We start from the raw sequence: 18657 nt of genomic DNA, 5'->3' as shown, positions 1-18657 counted from the left end.
TTAAAAAATTAAAAAGGATGCCAAATTACTGACATCCTTTTTAATTTTAGCTTCTGAATTTTTTATTTATGCTTCAGACAAACTGTTTAGCACATCAATATCATCTTCTGATAACTGAATATCGGCAGTTTTCATATTCTCTTCCAGGTGTTGCACGCTTGAAGTACCCGGTATAAGCAAAATATTGGGCGAGTGGTGCAGTAGCCAGCTCAAGGCAATCTGGTGAAGGGTGGCGCCATGTTTAGCTGCGATACGATTTAATATCTCTTCGCCCTGTACATTACCGCCTCCAAGCGGGAACCATGGAATAAAGGCAATGTTATGGTCGCGGGTATATTCCAGCTCAGCCTCCCATTTGCGGTTATCAACGCTGTACATATTTTGTACCGATACTACTTCAAAATATTGTTGGGCAAGTTTAATATCCTCAACGCTTACTTCAGATAAGCCTATATGCCTGATCTTGCCATCCTGCTGGGCCTTTTGTAAAAACTCAAATGATTTTTCGGCAGGCACTTTAGGGTCGATCCGGTGTAACTGGTAAAGATCGATCCGGTCAACCTGGAGGCGTTTCAAGCTACCTTCAAGAGCTGCTTTTAAATGTTCCGGCGAAGAGTCAATAGGCCACTCGCCGGGGCCGGTACGCAACAGCCCTCCTTTTGTACCTATCAGGAGATCAGTAGGGTAGGGATGCAGGGCTTTTGCAATTAATTCTTCTGATACATTTGGTCCGTAACTATCGGCAGTATCAATAAAATTTACGCCGAGTTCAACAGCACGCTTTAACACACGGATACTTTCGTCTTTATCTTTCGGCGGTCCCCAGATACCGGGGCCGGTAATACGCATAGCGCCGTAACCCAAACGATTGATTGTAATGTCGCCACCAATGGTGAATGTTTTTTCAAATGAACTTGTTGTGCTTGCCATGGTCATGTTTTTTGGTTTGATTACTGTAAAGTTCAACTAAAAAACATCATTATTGTTCATGGAATGTATAACAACAATGTCATTTTAAGGATACTTCATGGCGCTAACTCAAAGTGCATGAATTGCATCAATAAAGCCGGTATACCATTGGTGTAATTGGCATAAATTCGTTTCTGTTTGTATTGATTGTCTTATCTCCAGGCTCCTAATATCAATCCCATCAGGGTTAGTGATACCACGCTGTAACCGCCGTTTATAAATATCAAACGCCAGCTTTTAAGCTCGAACAAACTGTGAATGGCAATGGCACAGAATGTCCAGATACCGGCGAGGAAACCTGCCGCTGTTCCCCAGGCAAGGTCGGTTTTTGCATCGGCCAAAAACATAGCCAGGTTTACAGCCATAATAATAGAAAAGAAAGCTGTAAAGCCAAAAGCCCTGCCTTTGCTGGATGCCTGGAGTTCGGCACTGGTTAGTTTATTATCTGCCATCCAGGCATTGGCAAACACGGCTGGAGAGTACCAGATACCGCCAACTAAAAATGCAGATAATGCTGCAACCACAACGGCCAGCCAGTTGATAAGTTGAAAGTTCATGATGATAATGTTTAAATTAAATTGGTTGTACTAATATAATTAATAAAACCTGAAAGCCGAATGCGCAAAGCTCAACGCTTTTTAAAAAAAGGCTGAAAGTAATGGAGGGGCTACTTTAGGTTAAACGAAATAGGAGGTAAATGAAAAGCCCTGATTGCTACTTAAGCAATCAGGGCTCTCAGAATTTAATCACGAATTTTTGTGTTGTACTATTTTACATTGTAATGTATCACGCTGCGGCCTATATTACCTTCGGCGTCAATACCTTCAATTATCGCGCGGTATGAGCCGCGTTGGTCACTGTTAAAGAAATTGATAGTTGCAGTACCCGTTGCTTTATCAGTAATTACGTTGGGTTTCCAATAAATGGTGTTGCGTAAATCGCCGCCAAGGGTGCCTGCTTTGGTTACATCATATTTAGGCGAATAAAACTCTTTAGCCTTGGTATATCCCTGCACTGCAAAAGTAATTACGTTTTGCTTAGGGATAAGCTCCTGTAATTGGGCAAGCGTTATCTTTTGTTTTTTAACAACTTTTTTATTGATAACCATTACACCTTTAGTTTGGGTGTTACGATTAATCCCGCTTACGCCGTCATTTAAAAAGATTTCGACAGATTCTACCTCGCTTGCCGCCATGCTTGATAAGAAGTTGGCATCAACAGGTAAGCTGCCTACATATATCTGTACCGGGGTGCGGCTGCCGGAATTATAATCGCGGGTAATGTAAAAATTGTTATCAATATAAGTAAGGCCCATTGCCATGGTTGATAAGCAGTTTATCAGCAGGGGGCAACCATCTAATTGTTGTGTTGATATTTCGTGATCGGCCATCATAGGTAAGCCGGCAAAAGTACCATAATCAGTATGGCTCGCTTTTTTTACAATTTTGGTTGCCTTTACAACAACTTCCTTTATGGTACGTGAGCTTTGGTATTGCTTATAGCTGTTTTGCAGATAAGGGCGGAAAGTACTGTCAATGTTCAGTATCTCTTCGGCAATATTATTGTTTTTGCTTAGTTTTTGATAAGCTTCACCGTTAACTGATATGACCATGTTGCGTCCGTTAGGATTGTTACGGGCGCTCAGGGTAATTTTTGATGTATCCGGCACATTCACATTCGAGAATTTAAAGTTACCCGACATGTCGGTAATTGTCTCCGCCGAAAAGTTTTTATCAGGGATCAGCAACCTTATACTGCCTTTGGCTACCGGAAGCCCGGCATTAGTTCTTAATGTTCCTATTACATCAATACCTTGCTCCGGCATCAGGTAAATAGGCGGATTTTTATCAGCCAGTATATCCTCATAATCAAAACGACGGTAGCCTTGAGTAAGCATTAAAATATCCAGGTTGTTTAGTTTTTCTTCGTCTGGCTTATTGAAATAATAGTTCGGTTTTTCAATGTAACCTTTCAGATCAGAGGTAAGCAACATGTTGCTCAATATGGTTGATTCGGCATCTTCATTTGATGGAACGGTGCCATCATCAACCACGGCTACCGAAAAGCTGCCTTCAACCGGCGTTGTATTGTTTTTTGCAGATACAGTGATCTTAACGTTACCCCTTGTACTGTATGATGGTTTATCAGTTTTAAGGGCAATATTCATTTGATCGTTATGCTGGATAAACACTATTCGCTCACACAAAGCATATCCGCCCGATGAAAACAGCGTTACCTGAACAATACCTGTAGGGAACTTACTTTTCGGGATATTAGCCGAATAAACGGTGCTTTGCAGTACTGTTTGAGCTGCATAGTAAATAACGCCGCCGCTTTGTGCTACCAGGTAAAAGCTTTTGTTTTGTTTACGCTGGAAAAACAGGTCGTTAGCCGATATTTTTACAGTGAGATTGGTTGGGTCATTGTTGTAAACGGCAATATTGATCCCCATTGATTGTACGCGCGGCAGGTTATAGGTTGCCTGTGATCCATCAGGGAAAGTGATGTTTGCTTTATATGACCGCTCGATATCGGGTGTAATGGCGAAGATCCCCATGCCTAAATGTGCGCTGTTGATCTGGGCAACTTCGGCGCCTTTATCGTCAACTATTGTGCCTTTGATATCAACACCTAAACCGCTTGAAGCTATAGCTTTGAAGGCAATTTTAGTGCGGATGCCGTTAGTTAACTGGCCGCCTTCGGGAAAAAATTGTACATCATAGCCTTTAACTGCGGTGCGCATCGAAAAGCTGCTGCTGATGGTTTTGCGGTCGCCTACATCAATGGCGGTAACAAGGATTCCGCCGGTAATTACATCGGCCTGGCTTTCAGGAATGTCAACCTGTAATACGCCTTTGTCATCGGTAGTCCCACGTCCTTTACTTACAGGGTCGCCGTTTTTCATGAGCTGCCAGCTTACTTTTTTGTTGGCATAAGGGCTGTTATCAGGTCCTTTGTACATAATAGTGGCGTCAACCTTAACACCGGTTCTTTTGCTCGAACTTTTGTAGCTGATGTTGGTGCGTACCTGGTTATCAATGGCATTGCCGACATTAAAAGTGCGGTCATAAAAATAATCCGGGTCAAAATTACGCATCCAGTTGGTGTAACTGCGCAGACGATATGCTCCCTGTTTATAGGTATCGCCGTTAAGCACAATGTTACCGCTTGCAAAGCCATTGGTAACTGCAATACGCTGACTTTCAACCACCGAATCGCGGTTGTTGATCAGATCAACGTAAACTATTCGGCTCAAGGCCGATGGCTGGTGCTTTTCAATAGTTACATAAGCTTTAAACCAGATGGTATCGCCAACAGCATAGTAAGGTTTATCTGTATGCAGGTAAACTTTTTCAATTGGGTAACTGGCGCTGAACTTGCTGGTTTTTTCAATTATGGTTGTTAGGGGGATGCTATCCTGCTGGGCAAATACAGATGCGCCAAAGGCAGGTAACAGGCATAATAGGAGTAGAAATCGACGTATGATCATCAATATAAGTTAAAGAAGTAACAGGGGCTAATATAAACATTTAGCCGTATTGCATTTTTGGCGGCCGTTTATTTAACACTTTTTTACAAATGCCTTTTGCAGCCGGCTTGCGAAAGTTAAACGCTAAAAGCTATACGCTTATACAAAATAGCACAATTGTTACTTAGCTGCAGTTTTAGCCTTGCCCTCAACGTGTACAGAAACCATACTTGAGTGGATCATGCCTAGTGTTGTCCCCGGTTTTACATTGAGATAAAACTTAAAGTAGCTTTCCATAACTGCTTTGGAGGCGTGGATATAATCGGCTTCAATTTCTTTTTCTCCATTAAAGCCAACAAGGGGAATGCCATAAAACAACCGGCCCTTATCGTTAATATACATGGTGAAGGAGTAATAAAAATCTTTATATGCGTTTTTGATCACGATGTCATAAGTAGGGTCAAGGTAATCATCAGAGTTATCGAAATTATTGAGTATATCCGGTTTGGTAGTGCGGCGCGAAACCGTAACCAGTGGGCTTTTACTCGTCATAATAGCCGGCTGCCTGGCTGCAAAAGCCTTGGTATAATCTGCTGTTGCTTTTGCGGCAAGCGAACGAATGAATAAAGTATCGGCCCGACTTGGCCTTCTTAATGTTGTTGTATCGGTGTGCAAAACGTTCTTCACATAGTTATCTGCGAAGAATCGCATATACACTTTGGTGCCTTTAACATCAAGGGAATCACCTTTTTGAATCAGGATCTCCATGGTGATACTATCTTTATCAATCTTCCTGATCTTTAACCATGAGCGGGCTGCATTAAAAATGGAGTCGTAGCCACGTGTAAGCGGAAAATTGATAAATGCATTTTTAGTAGGACTGAAAATGCTTACCGAATCGTCCGAAACAAATTTTAGCTTCCATTGTGGCTCCAGTTGATAACCATATTCGTTAAACGACAGACCATTTTTTTGACGCCTGGATACTTCGGAGTAGTTGATGCCATTGTAAGGTTTAAAGGAGATCAGCTCTCTTTTCTTTTTGCCTGAAGGGCCGCCGCCGCAACCGGAAATAAAGGCAGATATAATAATGAGCAGCCCAAATGCTGCTGTTTTTAATGTTTTAAGATTGATAAGTAGCATTGCTGCTAAAGATATAGATAATTTGATAAATGGCTAAAAAATGGACCGATATCGTTACAAGCCACTTTTGCCGGTAACGTTTACTGCAATCTCGCTGGTATGCGCAATTCCGAGCGTACTACCTGGCTTCACATCAAGATAAAACTTGAGGTAAGTTTCCATTACGGCTTTTGAAAGATGGGTATTGCTAACCCTTTGAGTTTCTTCGAAAAATACCCGCAGGGGTTTGCCATAAAACATCCGACCCATGGGGTCAACAAAAATTGAGAATGAATAGTAAAAGTTTGAATAAGCTTTATCAATAGTGATGTCAAACTCGGGCCGCATATAGTCGGTCGGGCTAAAATTGTTGAGCATGGTTGGCTCGGAATGGAGTTTTTTTATTTTTATCCGGTTGCTGCTGCTGCTAAGCTCAACGGGTTGCCGGGCAGCAAATGCTTTATTGTAATCTTTATTGGCAATATCGGTTAATGATTTTATGTACAAGCTGTCTTTTCGGCTGGGGCTTTGGTATTTGTTTAAATTGCCATGGAGTACATCGTTAATGTAATTATCGGCATAAAAAACCATAAAAACCTTTGCTCCGCGGGTATCAATCGAATAGCCATCGGCTTTAAGCATTTCGACGATCATGCTGTCCTTAGTCATGGTTTTAACTTTTAACCAGGTGCGGGCGGTATTAAAAATGGAATCATATCCGCGGGTAAGCGGAAAATTGATGAATTGTTTTTTAGTCGGACTGTAAATCCTGGCCGAATCATTGGAAACGAATTGCATTTTCCATTGCGGCTCTAACTGATAACCGGAGTTATTAAACGACAGTCCATTATCTGATCTGCGGGCAATTTCGGTATAACTGATGCCAAAGACAGGCTTAAACGAGATCAGGTCTTTTTCGCCATTGTGTTTAACAATGTTACGTTGTTTGCAGCCCATGCAAAGTAAAGCCAATACAATGCAGGTTAATTTTGTGATAGGTTTGTTGGTTATCATATAGGTATTTATTAAATATATGACTTATTATGAGCGCTAAATGAGCAGTTTAAATGATTTCATGACTTAAATATGCACACCCCGGTTCCCTTTAACATGAACGGCTATCTCGCTGGTATGCACTATACCAAGTGTTTTACCGGGAATAAAGTTCAGGTAGTATCTAAGGTAACTGTTCATTACTGCTGTAGAAAGGTGAATATAATTTTCCTCGTAGCTTTTCTCCGAAAATGCCGTAAGGGGTTTTCCATAGTGTATCTGCCCGGCCGGGTCGACAAATATGGAAAAGGAATAGTAAAAATTGGCGTAGGCTTTATTAACGATGATATCAAACTCCGGCCCCATATAATCATCGGATGTGTTGAAATTATTGAGCATGGTTGGTTCCGTGTGGCGTTTGCTAAAGGTAACCAATACACTTTTACTTTTAAGCTCAACAGGTTGCCGGGCGGCAAAGGCTTTGTCAACATTTTTATTTGCAGAATCGGCTAACCATTGTATATAAAGAGAGTCTTTTCGGCTGGGGCTTTTGCATTTACTTATATCGCCATGAAGTACGTTTTTAATATAATTATCGGCATAGAAAACCATATAAACTTTGGCGCCGCGGGTATCAACCGAGTCGCCATATGCTTTAAGCAGCTCAATGATCATACTGTCTTTGGTCATGGTTTTAACTTTGAGCCATGTGCGGGCCGTGTTAAAAATAGAATCATAACCGCGGCTGAGCGGAAAGTTAATAAACTGCTTTTTTGTGGGGCTGTAAATACAGGTTGAGTCGTTTGAAACGAATTGCATTTTCCATTGCGGTTCCAGTTGATAGCCGAAACCGTTGAATGAAAGACCATTTTGCGAACGTCGCGCAATTTCGGTATAGCTGATGCCGAAAACAGGTTTAAACGAGATAAGGTCTTTTTCGCCATTGTGTTTAACAATATTGCGGTGTTTACAGCCAAGGCAAAACAAAGTCAATACAATGCAGGTTAGTTTTGTAACAGGTTTAGCAGTTAGCATATAGGTTTGATATAATATAAATATATAATATTTATCAGCTCCCAAATGTTAAATAATGCTAAAATTGCAGGCTAAAACAAATCTGATGGCAATTGAAATAGAACGTAAGTTTTTGGTAGATCACGAAAAATGGCAGCAGTTAGCAAAGCCAGATGCCATGCATTTCAGGCAGGGATATATTTTTAGTGACGAAAAGAAAACCATCAGGGTACGGGTTACTGATACCGAAGCATATATCACCATAAAAGGTGGTACAGCAGGTTTTAGCCGTAGCGAATTTGAATATACTATTCCCAAAACTGACGGTATTCAGCTGCTTGATAACTTTGCAGTTTCCGAACTGGAAAAATATCGCTATAACATCAACTACGCCGGTAAGCTTTGGGAAGTTGATGTGTTTGTAAGCGATAATGAAGGCTTGCTTATGGCCGAAATTGAACTCGATAGTGAGGACGAAAAATTTGACTTACCGCCCTGGGTAACTACCGAAGTAACAGGGGATAAGCGATATTACAATTCCTTTTTAAGTGCTAATCCGTTTAAAAGCTGGTAAAAGTTTTCAGGCGCATTCAGGTAAGCCCAACAGGTAGTCAGGTTCCGATTCGTCATAAACGGTTTTAACATATTTATTACCTTCGGGGCAAACGGCCGGGATCAGGCTGGTTTTATTGCCCTTGTTGTCGATAATATAAGCTTCGCCGTCCTCATTTTTTATCCAATCATACAGTTTTGAACGTTCGGTAAGGCCTTTTACATTGATCCGTTCGTTGATCCATTCAAGCGCATCGATGGCTACATAGGGATTATCATGCGGCCGGGTATCGGTTTTTATACATACTATACGTACTGCCATTGCATTATTTTCATTAGATGTTCAGGTGCGATAAAAATATGGCAAAAAACAAGATGCCGAAATAGGTGTTATCACCCAATTTTCACTACGTAAAATTACCTATGGCGTAGATACCGCTACCTGTCGGTGCACATTCCGAATCAATAAATCAATACTGAAAAGATGTTTCATGTGCTTGAAAATGAGCATGCATGTTATATGTCGAATTGTTTGACACAGCAAACAGCATATGATATTGACCGGAAAATTAAAAAGCTATTGCGTAACCAAAAGGTTTCATTTATATTTGTAACCGAACGGTTTCGTATGGCCGTTCAGTTACTATGCGAAGAGATGTTTTCCAGGCTATAGCCGATCCCACCCGGCGCGAGATCATTAACCTTTTGGCCCACCGGCAAATGAACCTGAATGCGGTGGCCGATAATTTTGATATCAGCCGCCCCGCCGTATCTAAACATATAAAAATATTAACCGAATGTGGCTTGCTTGTTATCAAACAGCAGGGCAGGGAACGCTATTGCCAAGCCGATTTGAAGCAATTAAAACAAGTTACTGACTGGGCCGAACAATACCGCCAGTTCTGGACACTGAAACTGGATGCACTCGACGCTTTTTTGACTGATGAACAAAACACAGATAACCATAAACACAACAAACTATGAGTACGCAACCATTTGTAATTGAAAGAATTTACGCCGCGCCCATTCAAAAAGTATGGGAAGCCATCACCGTTAAGGAAAAAATGAAGGAATGGTATTTTGACCTTGCCGAGTTTAAACCCGAAGTAGGTTTTGAATTTGAATTTACCGGGGGCGACGGGAATAAAGAATTTCTTCACCTGTGCAGGGTAACAAAAGTTGTTGAGGGTAAAACTATTGCTTATACCTGGCGCTATGACGGCTACGAAGGTAATTCGGAAGTTACCTGGGAACTTTTTCCGGAAGGGGAGGGTACCAAATTAGTACTTACCCATAGGGGCCTTGAAACTTTTCCACCGCTCGACTCCTTCAAAAAAGAAAACTTTGTTGCCGGCTGGACACACATTACCGGTATTTCGCTTAAAGAATATTTGGAGAAGTAATTCGGCAGTAATTTTAAGCTATCTAAAGCGGAAAAACGTTGTTGCTGTAAGAGCGAATCGCAAAGCCGCTGTACAGTGCGAAGAAGATGCTTCGTTCCTCAACATGGCAAAATTAAAATCGGGTCATGCTGAGCTTGTCGAAGCACGGTGGGCAAGGCCTCTACGCGCGAGTCTTCGACAGGCTCAGACTGACAGGCCCTCTTTTGTCATTTCATCTTCGGAGCCTACCAGATTTAAACATTGTGGATTACTACAATAGCTAATGCTGTTAAGCGTCGTTTAAGAATAAAACAACAAAGCCGGGCAAAGGCCCGGCTTTATAATTAAAACAATATGATAAGGAGATATCTGCTAAAGAAGTATCTAATCTCCAACCTCTGGTCACTAAATTAAAATACCTGGTCGAACTGGTTAACGGCGTCTTTGCTTTCCAGCAGAGAGTGGCCCATTAAAAATTCGTCAACCTTGCGGGCAGCCTCGCGGCCTTCAGATATAGCCCAAACTACCAGTGACTGTCCGCGGCGCATATCGCCTGCTGTAAATACTTTGCTTACGTTGGTGCGGTAAACACCTTCTTTGGCTTTAACGTTTTTACGCTCGTCGATATCAACACCAAGCTGGCTGATGAAGGTATCATGCTGCGGGTGTAAAAAGCCCATAGCCAGGAATACACGCTGGCAAGGAATTTCACGTTCCGAACCTTCAACCACATGGAATTTTACAGGGCGGCCCATAAAGTCCTGTTCCCATTCAACGTCAACTACTTTCAGTGCGCGCAGGTTGCCTTCTTCATCACCTAAAAACTCTAAAGTATTAACGCCCCAGAAACGGTCGGCGCCTTCTTCGTGTGAGCTGGTGGTTTTCAGTACCATTGGATAAGTAGGCCAAGGCATGTGCTGTGTACGCTGAGTCGGCGGCTGGAACATCACCTCAAATTGTTTGATAGATGCTGCGCCCTGGCGGTTTGAAGTACCCACACAGTCCGATCCGGTGTCACCACCGCCAATTACAACTACGTCTTTACCGGTAGCTATGATCTCTTCGGCAGTAACTTCAATATTGCTAACACGTTTGTTTTGCTGTTTCAGGAAGTCCATTGCAAAATGGATGCCTTTTAACTCGCGGCCCGGGATGTTAAGATTACGCGGGATGGTTGAACCACCGGCCAAAATTACGGCATCGTTGTTGCGTACCAATTCGTCGGCAGCTACGTTTACACCAACTTCGCTGTTGTATTTAAATACAACGCCGTCTTTTTCCATTACTTCTACACGACGCTCAACAACCCATTTCTCTAATTTAAAGTCAGGGATGCCGTAGCGTAATAAACCACCTGCACGGTCATCACGTTCGTAAACGGTAACGGTGTGGCCAACTTTTACCAGTTGGGCTGCGGCGGCTAAGCCTGCCGGGCCCGAACCTACAACAGCTACTTTTTTGCCTGTTTTAACAAGTGGAGCAGTAGGTTTTACGAGGTTTTTCTCGTAAGCTATCTCGATGATATGGCGCTCAATTTCCTCGATAGCAACAGGCGGCTTGTTGATGCCTAACACACATGCAGATTCGCATGGGGCAGGGCAGATACGGCCTGTAAACTCAGGGAAGTTATTGGTTGATGATAATATATGGTAAGCTTCTTCCCAGTTTTTACGATACACGGCATCGTTAAACTCAGGGATGATGTTACCAAGGGGGCATCCCGAATGGCAGAAAGGGATACCGCAATTCATACACCTTGCAGATTGCTGGTTAAGCTTCTCTTCGGGGTATAAATTCACAAATTCGTTATAGTTCTTAACGCGTTCAGCAGCCGGAACTTTTGATGGCAGTTCGCGATTAAACTCCTGAAATCCTGTAGGTTTTCCCATTTCTTAGCCTATGGTTTGATATTGTAATTTCTCTAATACTTTTTTATACTCTCTCGGGAATACTTTCACAAACTGGGTTGATGCTTCATTCCAGTTGTTTAGTATCTTTTGCGCCAGCTTACTGCCTGTTAAGGTGATATGCTTACGCAACAGGGTGAGGATCTGCTCTTCGTCTTGTACACTTAGCGGGTCAAGGTCAACCATTTCAGTATTGCAGTTTTCTGCAAAAGTACCTTCAGGATTATAAACCCATGCTATACCGCCGCTCATACCGGCTGCAAAGTTGCGGCCTGTATTACCAAGGATAAGTGCACGGCCGCCGGTCATGTACTCACAACCGTGATCGCCGATACCTTCAACAACTGTAGTGGCACCTGAGTTACGCACTGCGAAACGTTCGCCGGCCATACCGCCTACAAACAACTCGCCCGATGTAGCGCCATAAAGAGCTACGTTACCGATGATGATGTTATCTTCAGGTACAAATGTTGCGTTAGCTGCCGGATAAACGGCTATCTGAGCGCCCGAAAGGCCTTTACCTACGTAGTCATTAGCTTCGCCTTCCAGCTCGAAAGAAACACCTTTTGTGGTGAATGCAGCAAAGCTTTGACCAGCCGAACCTTTAAATTTGAAGTTAACGGTATTGTCTGGCAAACCAGCCGAACCATACACTTTAGAGATCTCGTTAGATAACAAGGTACCGATAGTACGGTCAACGTTGATCACATCAAACGAAGCAAATACCGGGGTTTTATCTTCAATAGCAGGCTTAGCAGCTTCCCATAGTTTCCAGTCAAGGATATTGGCCATGCCATGATCCTGTGATTCGCTGTTGTACAAGGTCATGCCTTTGGTGTTGGTAACCGGGTGCAGGATGCCGCTAAGATCGATCTTTTTAGCTTTCCAGCTTTGCAGGTTATCTTTTACTTTCAGGAATTGTACGCGGCCAACCATTTCATGAATGGTGCGGAAACCAAGCTCGGCCATGATCTCACGTAACTCTTCAGCCATAAAGCGGAACAGGTTAACGATGTGCTCAGGTTTGCCCGAGAATAGTTTACGTAATTCTGGATCCTGTGTGGCTACACCTACAGGGCAGGTGTTTAAGTGGCATTTACGCATCATGATACAGCCGCCTGCAACAAGGGCAGCAGTAGCTACACCCCACTCTTCGGCACCCATCAGGGCTGCGATAGCCAAATCGCGACCAGTTTTTAGCTGACCATCTGTTTGCAATACCACACGGCTGCGCAGTTTGTTACGTACCAGTGTTTGGTGAGCCTCGGTTAAACCAAGCTCCCATGGCAAACCAGCATGTTTGATAGAGCTTATTGGCGATGCACCTGTACCACCATCATAACCGGCAATCAGGATTACATCGGCGTGTGCTTTGGCAACACCGGCTGCAATTGTACCTACGCCTGCTTTTGATACCAATTTAACGTTGATACGGGCAGCGCGGTTAGCATTTTTAAGGTCGAAGATAAGCTGTGCCAAATCTTCGATAGAGTAAATATCGTGGTGCGGCGGAGGTGAGATCAAACCTACACCCGGAGTAGAGTGACGGGTTTTAGCGATCCAGTCGTCAACCTTGTGGCCCGGCAGCTGACCGCCTTCACCTGGTTTTGCGCCCTGTGCCATTTTTATCTGTAACTCGTCGGCGTTGGTAAGGTAGTTTGACGTTACCCCAAAACGGCCTGATGCTACCTGTTTAATAGCTGAACGTAACGAGTCGCCGTTTGGCAGCTTGTCATAACGCATTTCGTCCTCGCCACCTTCGCCGGTATTGCTTTTACCACCAATACGGTTCATGGCAATGGCCATGGTACTGTGTGCCTCGTGCGAGATAGAGCCGAATGACATCGCACCCGTAGCAAAACGCTTCATGATGCTTTCCGCCGGTTCAACCTCATCAATGGTGATTGACTCGCGGTGGTGCGCAAAATCAAGCAGGCCACGAATGGTGAAGTGTTTTTCAGTTTGTTCGTTAACTACCTTAGCGTAGTTTTTATACACTTCGTAGCTGTTGCTGCGTGTAGCGTGCTGCAACAGGTGAACGGTAGTAGGATTAAACAAGTGGGCTTCGCCGCGGCGTTTCCATTGGTAAATACCACCCTCTGGTAACAGGTTATCAGCGCCTTTAGCCTCAAAACCCATTTTGTGTTTGCAAAGTGCTTCGCGGGCAATTTCGTCAAGGCCTAAACCACCTATACGGGTAACTGCGCCATGGAAGTATTTATCAACAACTGACTTGTTCAAACCAAGGATCTCAAATACCTGTGCTCCATGGTATGATTGCAACGTTGAGATACCCATTTTTGAGAAGATCTTCAACAAGCCATCGTTAATAGATTTAACGTAGTTATTGCGCAGTTTTTTGATATCGTAGCTGGTTTCAAGGCTGCCATTGTCCTTAAGCGTTTCAATGGTTGAAAGCGCCAGGTACGGGTTGATAGCAGTAGCACCGAAAGCCAGTAAACAGGCAAAATGGTGAACTTCCCAGGCATCGCCGGTTTCAACAACCAGGCCTACAGCACCACGGCGACCTTTGCGGATCAAATGGTGGTGTACTGCAGATACAGCCAGCAGGGTAGGGATAGGGGCATGCTCCGAATCAACCGCACGATCTGAAAGGATCAATACCTCAAAGCCGTCATCAACAGCATCTTCGGCGTAGCGGCAAAGGCGGGCGATACCTTTTTCCAGTGAACCTGGCAGGCCATCAGCCTTAAAATATGTTTGTAGTGTTTTAGCGTGGAACAGACCGGTATCGATACTGCGCAGTTTTTCTAACTGGTGGTTTTTCAATATCGGGTGTTTCAATACCACGCAATGACAATGCATTTTATCTTCATCCAACAGGTTGCCATTGTTACCGATAAAGGTAGCAAGGCTCATCACCAAACGCTCACGGATCGGGTCGATAGGTGGGTTGGTTACCTGTGCAAAGAATTGTTTGAAATAGCTTGACAGGTGCTGTGGTTTATCCGAAAGGATAGCCAAAGGCACATCGGTTCCCATTGAACCTACAGGCTCTTTGCCATCTAATGCCATCGGTTTAATGATGGTGTCGATATCTTCACGGCTGTAACCAAATACCTGTTGGTAACGGTATACCGAAGCTTCAGACAGGTTGGCGAAAGCCAAACGCGGTTCTGAAAGCTCGCTCAGGTTAATTTTATAGTTCTCTAACCAACGGCCATATGGCTGTTGTGATGCAATTTGTTGCTTGATCTCTTCATCGGTGATGATGCGGCCTTTTTCAGTATCAATCAATAACATTTTACCAGGCTGTAAACGGCCTTTGCGTAAAACAGTGCTTTCGTCGATTGTTAAAGTACCTGCTTCAGAAGCAGCTATTACACGACCGTCATTAGTGATCACGAAACGTAGTGGGCGTAAGCCGTTACGGTCAAGCAGGGCGCCTACCAGTTTACCATCGGTAAAGGTAATGGCAGCAGGACCATCCCATGGCTCCATTAAGGTAGCGTGGAACTCATAGAATGCTTTTTTAAGCGGATCCATGGCTTCGTTGCCATCCCATGCTTCGGGTACCAGCATCATCATTACGTGCGGTAATGAACGACCTGAATGTAACAGGATCTCGATGATATTATCCAAACAAGCCGAATCCGACTGGTTGTTATCAATCACCGGCAGCAACATTTCCATTTCTTCGGCAGTAAAGTATGACGAAGCGTATGATTTTAAGCCTGCATAAAACCAGTTTAAGTTACCTGTAAGGGTATTGATCTCGCCGTTATGCGCAATTAAGCGGAATGGCTGAGCCAGTTTCCATGAAGGGAACGTATTGGTTGAGAAACGCGAGTGGATCATGGCAAAACCTGATGCAATACGCGGATCAGAAAGATCTGAATAGTATTTACGCAGCTGGTAAGTGGTAAGCTGTCCTTTATAAATGATTGTTTTACAGCTTAATGATGTAAAGTAAAAATTATCAGAAGCGCCGGCTACGGTTTCGGTAATGGTTTTGTTGATATACCTTCTGAGCACAAATAGTTTACGCTCAAAATCATCGGCATTGGTAATATGATGCGGGCGGGCAATATAAATTTGCTCAACATCAGGTTCGGCCTGGCGGGCTGTTTCACCAATAACTGATGAATCAACGCTAAGCTTACGTTCGCCGAGTTTATGCAAACCTAATTTTTCAATTGCATTATTAATAATAGTACGGCAGGCCTTCTTCTGGGCCGAATCCTTGGGCAAGAAAATCATACCTACACCATACTCACCGGGTTCCGGCAGGCTGATTTCAAGGTTTGAGCATTCTTCCATTAAAAACTCATGGGGCAATTGTATCAATATACCCGCTCCGTCCCCGCTTTCGGGGTCGCATCCGCACGCACCACGGTGCTCCATGTTTTCAAGCATGGTCAACGCGTTATCGATGATTTCGTTGGTTTTATGACCGTTTATATTGGCTATAAATCCCGTTCCGCACGAATCGTGTTCAAATTCCGGTCTGTAAAGACCCTGGTGGCTATCAGTTTGATCCATTGTTTAAATTAAACCGTTTACAATTTTATAAGGGGTGTAACCACGAAGTTACCAAAACTCGAATAAATTATAAAATTTACGGTAATTTTTAAAGATTTCTAAAAAAACAATTATTTAAATCATAATTATTTAACATTATCTCAACAAAAGAAGATAAATATTATGATGTACAAAATGAAAGTACGAAAAAAATTATTTAGAATCAATATAAAGTTATACCAAACTTGTGCAATACATTTATTAAAGCTGACTTTTTAGCTATAACCAAATTAAATTTTGTGGTGTTTTTCTATATGATTAGTAGGATTTGGGAGGTTGGTTGATATGTTGATAGTTCGTGGATTGTGTGTGCTGATTGTAGTATACGTGGTTTATGAGATTAACTTTGATAGTATGAACGTGAAAAGGGAGAAGTAAATAAGTCAATCAGGAGAATCAGTTAATCCTATGAATCAAGGTTCAGAAAAAGCGTTAGGGATAATAGCGGATACCGGCCGGGAGCGTAATGCCTGCAGGCGTATGAGCGGATAGCCCGGGCCGGAGGCAACGCCATGATATATATATATTGGGGATTTGGTGGCTGATAAAGTTTAAATTCTATCCATCAAGTAATTGCTGTAAGGTGCGAAGCAATCCCCGACGAGCAGAGTCGTTCAGTATAGTTTGGGATTGCTTCGTACCGCGCAATGACAGGTGAAGTAAGAGATTCTACCTATAAGTACACAAATATGAACTTTGTACTTCTGTTTTTACTTTGAATGATGTATTTGCTTCAATTTCAAATGTTTGCCCGCCGGTAAATGTTTGCCATTTGTCCTGGCCAGGTAATAATGCTTCAAGGCTGCCTTCAATAACAGTCATGGTTTCGTGGCTTGATGTTCCAAATTCGTATTCGCCGGGTTCAATGACGCCAATGGTTGAACGGCCCTGAGGGGTAGTGTATGCCAGTGATTTAACGGCACCTTCAAAATATTCGTTTACGTTGATCATGTTTAAAAATTTCGGCCTAATATGGTTAAATAAAATGATTTGTATTATAATTGGGGCTTAACTATTAAAAGTCGCTGCATGGGCGAATGTTAAAATATGTGAAAAAAGTAACTTCCGTTGTGATTATTACTTCTTAAACATCGTTATTTGCATAAAATTTATATATGAGGAAAATCCAACTATTAATGCTGTTCGTTTTATCAGCTATAATATTTCAGGGCTGTAAAAAGGACGTTGTTACTTCTGCTTCTACCACTTCCGACCAAATACTTGCTGCTACTATAAACGGTACATCATGGATACCAGATGATGTTACTGCTACAATAACTTATGATGCTGCCACTAAAACAAAATCATTTGATGTTGTTGGTACCATTGATTTAAAAAGAGTTAAATGGACAGTTACTTTAAGTGATGCTGCATCAGCTACCAACGTAAATAGTTTCCCATTAAGCACATACCGGGTTGATACAACTGCCAGGGTAAAAATGGCATATTATACGTCTACAGATGGTACATCTTATGCGCAGGTTGGTACAGTTGAACCCGGATCAGGTTCTATTATTATTACATCTATTGATCCAACAAAAAATGTGATAACAGGTACATATTCTCTGACCGCTAAAAAAGTTAACTACAATGATGACGGAACTATTTCGTCGATAGAAACATCTCAGATTTTAGGTGGGACATTTACTAACCTGCCTTATACCTTCAACGTTAATTAAAATAATAAAACGTTATAATAAAAGCCCCGTTACTGAAAAAGTAAACGGGGCTTTGTTTTTGATGTGTCGATAGGTAAAAAGTCTGTATTTGATTAGTTTAGTAGGAATTAAGCTTCATTACGTTTAAATTAGGTTAAAAGTAAACGTATGGAAAACTTCTGGCAGGAAAAAAAGGAATGGCTTGGCAGGTTAACCCTGGATGATGCTAAGTTTATATTTGAGCAGGCCGAAAAATCATATAACTACACCATAGAAACTGCAAAGGGAATTTATGAGCGATCAAACGGGTTGCTTACACTGGTTTCCGGTATTTTGATCGGTCTTGTGGCTTATGCTATAGGGAAGTGGAAGGATGTGCCCCACATGGATAGTTTGTTGTTTACAGCCATTGTAGGGATATTTTACTTTTTAATAGTAGGGCTGATGTTTGTGCTGCAGGGTTTAACACCAAGCGAATACCTGTTGCCCGGTACCGAACCTAAGGTATACTTCGATAACGCATTTTTTCATAAAGATATTACCGATAACGAACGGATTTTAAGATTCTACAAAGTGGAAATCATCAATTATCAGGACCGGATTGAGCAAAACACAAGGAAAAATAACTACAGGTGGAACATTTATGTGCTTTGTTTAAGGGCAATATTTTTTTCGCCCATAGTCATGGGCGTCGCATTTGCTATTGCAACCGTAGCCTCCTGACTACTCGGTTTCAAGGTAGTCTCCTTGCTCATATGAAGAAAGATCATCACTGTTCCATAAACCAGGGGTATCAGAATCTCCTTCCAGGTAAGGTTCGCTGTCTGTGGCATCTGGCATGGCCTCATCAAGGTTGGTATCTGCCCGGCCCACACGGCCCTTGCCTGATGTTTTGATATCCCAGATATCAGGGATGTTTCCACCCTCTTCGTCTGGGGCAGGTGTTTCGTCTGGGTCTGGAAATTGGCTCATAATCAAATAATTATTGCTAATTAAAGTTAATTTATTATTTACATAAAAGCAAATGGAAATGTGTTTCCACGTTGTGC

At 42.6% G+C, this 18657-nt stretch carries 16 protein-coding genes; 5 read left to right on the top strand and 11 right to left on the bottom strand.

Annotated elements, in window-relative coordinates; all coding sequences use genetic code 11:
• Positions 1-66 precede the first annotated feature (66 nt).
• The 6 genes from BMX50_RS11325 to BMX50_RS11300 all read right to left on the bottom strand — a co-directional run bounded on the left by BMX50_RS11325 (position 67) and on the right by BMX50_RS11300 (position 7588).
• Positions 67-930, bottom strand: coding sequence for an aldo/keto reductase (locus BMX50_RS11325; RefSeq protein ID WP_091211094.1), 864 nt, complete (start codon positions 928-930; stop codon positions 67-69).
• Positions 931-1121: 191 nt separating this feature from the next.
• Positions 1122-1526, bottom strand: coding sequence for a DUF1761 domain-containing protein (locus BMX50_RS11320; protein ID WP_091210632.1), 405 nt, complete (start codon positions 1524-1526; stop codon positions 1122-1124).
• Between the two features lie 209 nt (positions 1527-1735).
• Positions 1736-4459, bottom strand: coding sequence for a hypothetical protein (locus tag BMX50_RS11315; RefSeq protein WP_091210631.1), 2724 nt, complete (start codon positions 4457-4459; stop codon positions 1736-1738).
• 159 nt (positions 4460-4618) lie between these two features.
• A complete protein-coding gene (locus BMX50_RS11310; RefSeq protein ID WP_091210630.1) occupies positions 4619-5581 on the bottom strand; it encodes a hypothetical protein in 963 nt (320 codons plus the stop codon).
• Positions 5582-5635: 54 nt separating this feature from the next.
• Positions 5636-6574, bottom strand: coding sequence for a hypothetical protein (locus BMX50_RS11305; protein WP_091210629.1), 939 nt, complete (start codon positions 6572-6574; stop codon positions 5636-5638).
• A gap of 66 nt (positions 6575-6640) precedes the next feature.
• Complete coding sequence (locus tag BMX50_RS11300; RefSeq protein ID WP_143065147.1) at positions 6641-7588, bottom strand: hypothetical protein; 948 nt, start codon at positions 7586-7588, stop codon at positions 6641-6643.
• A gap of 85 nt (positions 7589-7673) precedes the next feature.
• On the opposite strand from BMX50_RS11300, the gene BMX50_RS11295 reads away from it, so the two are divergent.
• Positions 7674-8141, top strand: a complete 468-nt coding sequence (locus BMX50_RS11295) for a CYTH domain-containing protein (protein ID WP_091211093.1) — start codon at positions 7674-7676, stop codon at positions 8139-8141.
• A gap of 6 nt (positions 8142-8147) precedes the next feature.
• On the opposite strand, the gene BMX50_RS11290 is transcribed toward BMX50_RS11295, so the two are convergent.
• On the bottom strand, positions 8148-8441 hold the full coding sequence (locus BMX50_RS11290; RefSeq protein WP_091210627.1) for a DUF3892 domain-containing protein: 294 nt from the start codon (positions 8439-8441) through the stop codon (positions 8148-8150).
• 323 nt (positions 8442-8764) lie between these two features.
• Between BMX50_RS11290 and BMX50_RS11285 the strand changes: the two genes are divergently transcribed.
• Complete coding sequence (locus BMX50_RS11285) at positions 8765-9103, top strand: ArsR/SmtB family transcription factor (RefSeq protein WP_091210626.1); 339 nt, start codon at positions 8765-8767, stop codon at positions 9101-9103.
• Positions 9100-9522 (top strand): SRPBCC family protein, encoded by a 423-nt coding sequence (locus tag BMX50_RS11280; protein WP_091210625.1) that lies wholly within the window; start codon positions 9100-9102, stop codon positions 9520-9522. The genes BMX50_RS11285 and BMX50_RS11280 overlap by 4 nt, the downstream gene beginning before the upstream one ends.
• A gap of 389 nt (positions 9523-9911) precedes the next feature.
• On the opposite strand, the gene BMX50_RS11275 is transcribed toward BMX50_RS11280, so the two are convergent.
• From BMX50_RS11275 to ppnP, 3 genes are all read right to left on the bottom strand, one after another.
• A complete protein-coding gene (locus tag BMX50_RS11275; RefSeq protein WP_091210624.1) occupies positions 9912-11390 on the bottom strand; it encodes a glutamate synthase subunit beta in 1479 nt (492 codons plus the stop codon).
• Positions 11391-11393: 3 nt separating this feature from the next.
• Positions 11394-15911 carry a glutamate synthase large subunit gene (gene gltB / locus BMX50_RS11270; RefSeq protein WP_091210623.1) on the bottom strand — a complete coding sequence of 1506 codons (4518 nt, stop codon included), beginning with the start codon at positions 15909-15911 and terminating at the stop codon, positions 11394-11396.
• A 708-nt stretch (positions 15912-16619) separates the two neighbouring features.
• Positions 16620-16901 (bottom strand): pyrimidine/purine nucleoside phosphorylase, encoded by a 282-nt coding sequence (gene ppnP, locus BMX50_RS11265; protein WP_091210622.1) that lies wholly within the window; start codon positions 16899-16901, stop codon positions 16620-16622.
• A 164-nt stretch (positions 16902-17065) separates the two neighbouring features.
• Between ppnP and BMX50_RS11260 the strand changes: the two genes are divergently transcribed.
• Positions 17066-17629, top strand: a complete 564-nt coding sequence (locus BMX50_RS11260) for a DUF6252 family protein (RefSeq protein WP_143065146.1) — start codon at positions 17066-17068, stop codon at positions 17627-17629.
• A 147-nt stretch (positions 17630-17776) separates the two neighbouring features.
• Positions 17777-18331: a hypothetical protein gene (locus BMX50_RS11255; RefSeq protein WP_091210620.1), complete on the top strand. Its 555-nt coding sequence runs from the start codon at positions 17777-17779 to the stop codon at positions 18329-18331.
• Here the strand turns inward: BMX50_RS11255 and BMX50_RS11250 are convergent, their stop codons facing one another.
• The gene (locus BMX50_RS11250) at positions 18332-18580 is read right to left on the bottom strand and encodes a hypothetical protein (protein WP_091210619.1); all 249 of its coding nucleotides are present in this window, start codon (positions 18578-18580) and stop codon (positions 18332-18334) included. It lies immediately after the preceding gene.
• Between the last annotated feature and the right edge of the window lie 77 nt (positions 18581-18657).

The organism is Mucilaginibacter gossypiicola, assembly GCF_900110105.1.
Taxonomy (GTDB): domain Bacteria; phylum Bacteroidota; class Bacteroidia; order Sphingobacteriales; family Sphingobacteriaceae; genus Mucilaginibacter; species Mucilaginibacter gossypiicola.
This window is presented reverse-complemented; position numbering and strand designations above follow the sequence as displayed.

Bases quoted from the DNA above. Each gene is read 5' to 3' on its own strand.
- BMX50_RS11320 (WP_091210632.1), bottom strand. From the start codon at position 1,526: ATGAACTTTCAACTTATCAACTGGCTGGCCGTTGTGGTTGCAGCATTA.
- BMX50_RS11315 (WP_091210631.1), bottom strand. From the start codon at position 4,459: ATGATCATACGTCGATTTCTACTCCTATTATGCCTGTTACCTGCCTTT.
- ppnP (WP_091210622.1), bottom strand. From the start codon at position 16,901: ATGATCAACGTAAACGAATATTTTGAAGGTGCCGTTAAATCACTGGCA.
- BMX50_RS11310 (WP_091210630.1), bottom strand. From the start codon at position 5,581: ATGCTACTTATCAATCTTAAAACATTAAAAACAGCAGCATTTGGGCTG.
- BMX50_RS11260 (WP_143065146.1), top strand. From the start codon at position 17,066: ATGAGGAAAATCCAACTATTAATGCTGTTCGTTTTATCAGCTATAATA.
- BMX50_RS11280 (WP_091210625.1), top strand. From the start codon at position 9,100: ATGAGTACGCAACCATTTGTAATTGAAAGAATTTACGCCGCGCCCATT.
- BMX50_RS11255 (WP_091210620.1), top strand. From the start codon at position 17,777: ATGGAAAACTTCTGGCAGGAAAAAAAGGAATGGCTTGGCAGGTTAACC.
- BMX50_RS11300 (WP_143065147.1), bottom strand. From the start codon at position 7,588: ATGCTAACTGCTAAACCTGTTACAAAACTAACCTGCATTGTATTGACT.
- BMX50_RS11305 (WP_091210629.1), bottom strand. From the start codon at position 6,574: ATGATAACCAACAAACCTATCACAAAATTAACCTGCATTGTATTGGCT.
- BMX50_RS11290 (WP_091210627.1), bottom strand. From the start codon at position 8,441: ATGGCAGTACGTATAGTATGTATAAAAACCGATACCCGGCCGCATGAT.
- BMX50_RS11285 (WP_091210626.1), top strand. From the start codon at position 8,765: ATGCGAAGAGATGTTTTCCAGGCTATAGCCGATCCCACCCGGCGCGAG.
- gltB (WP_091210623.1), bottom strand. From the start codon at position 15,911: ATGGATCAAACTGATAGCCACCAGGGTCTTTACAGACCGGAATTTGAA.
- BMX50_RS11295 (WP_091211093.1), top strand. From the start codon at position 7,674: ATGGCAATTGAAATAGAACGTAAGTTTTTGGTAGATCACGAAAAATGG.
- BMX50_RS11250 (WP_091210619.1), bottom strand. From the start codon at position 18,580: ATGAGCCAATTTCCAGACCCAGACGAAACACCTGCCCCAGACGAAGAG.
- BMX50_RS11325 (WP_091211094.1), bottom strand. From the start codon at position 930: ATGGCAAGCACAACAAGTTCATTTGAAAAAACATTCACCATTGGTGGC.
- BMX50_RS11275 (WP_091210624.1), bottom strand. From the start codon at position 11,390: ATGGGAAAACCTACAGGATTTCAGGAGTTTAATCGCGAACTGCCATCA.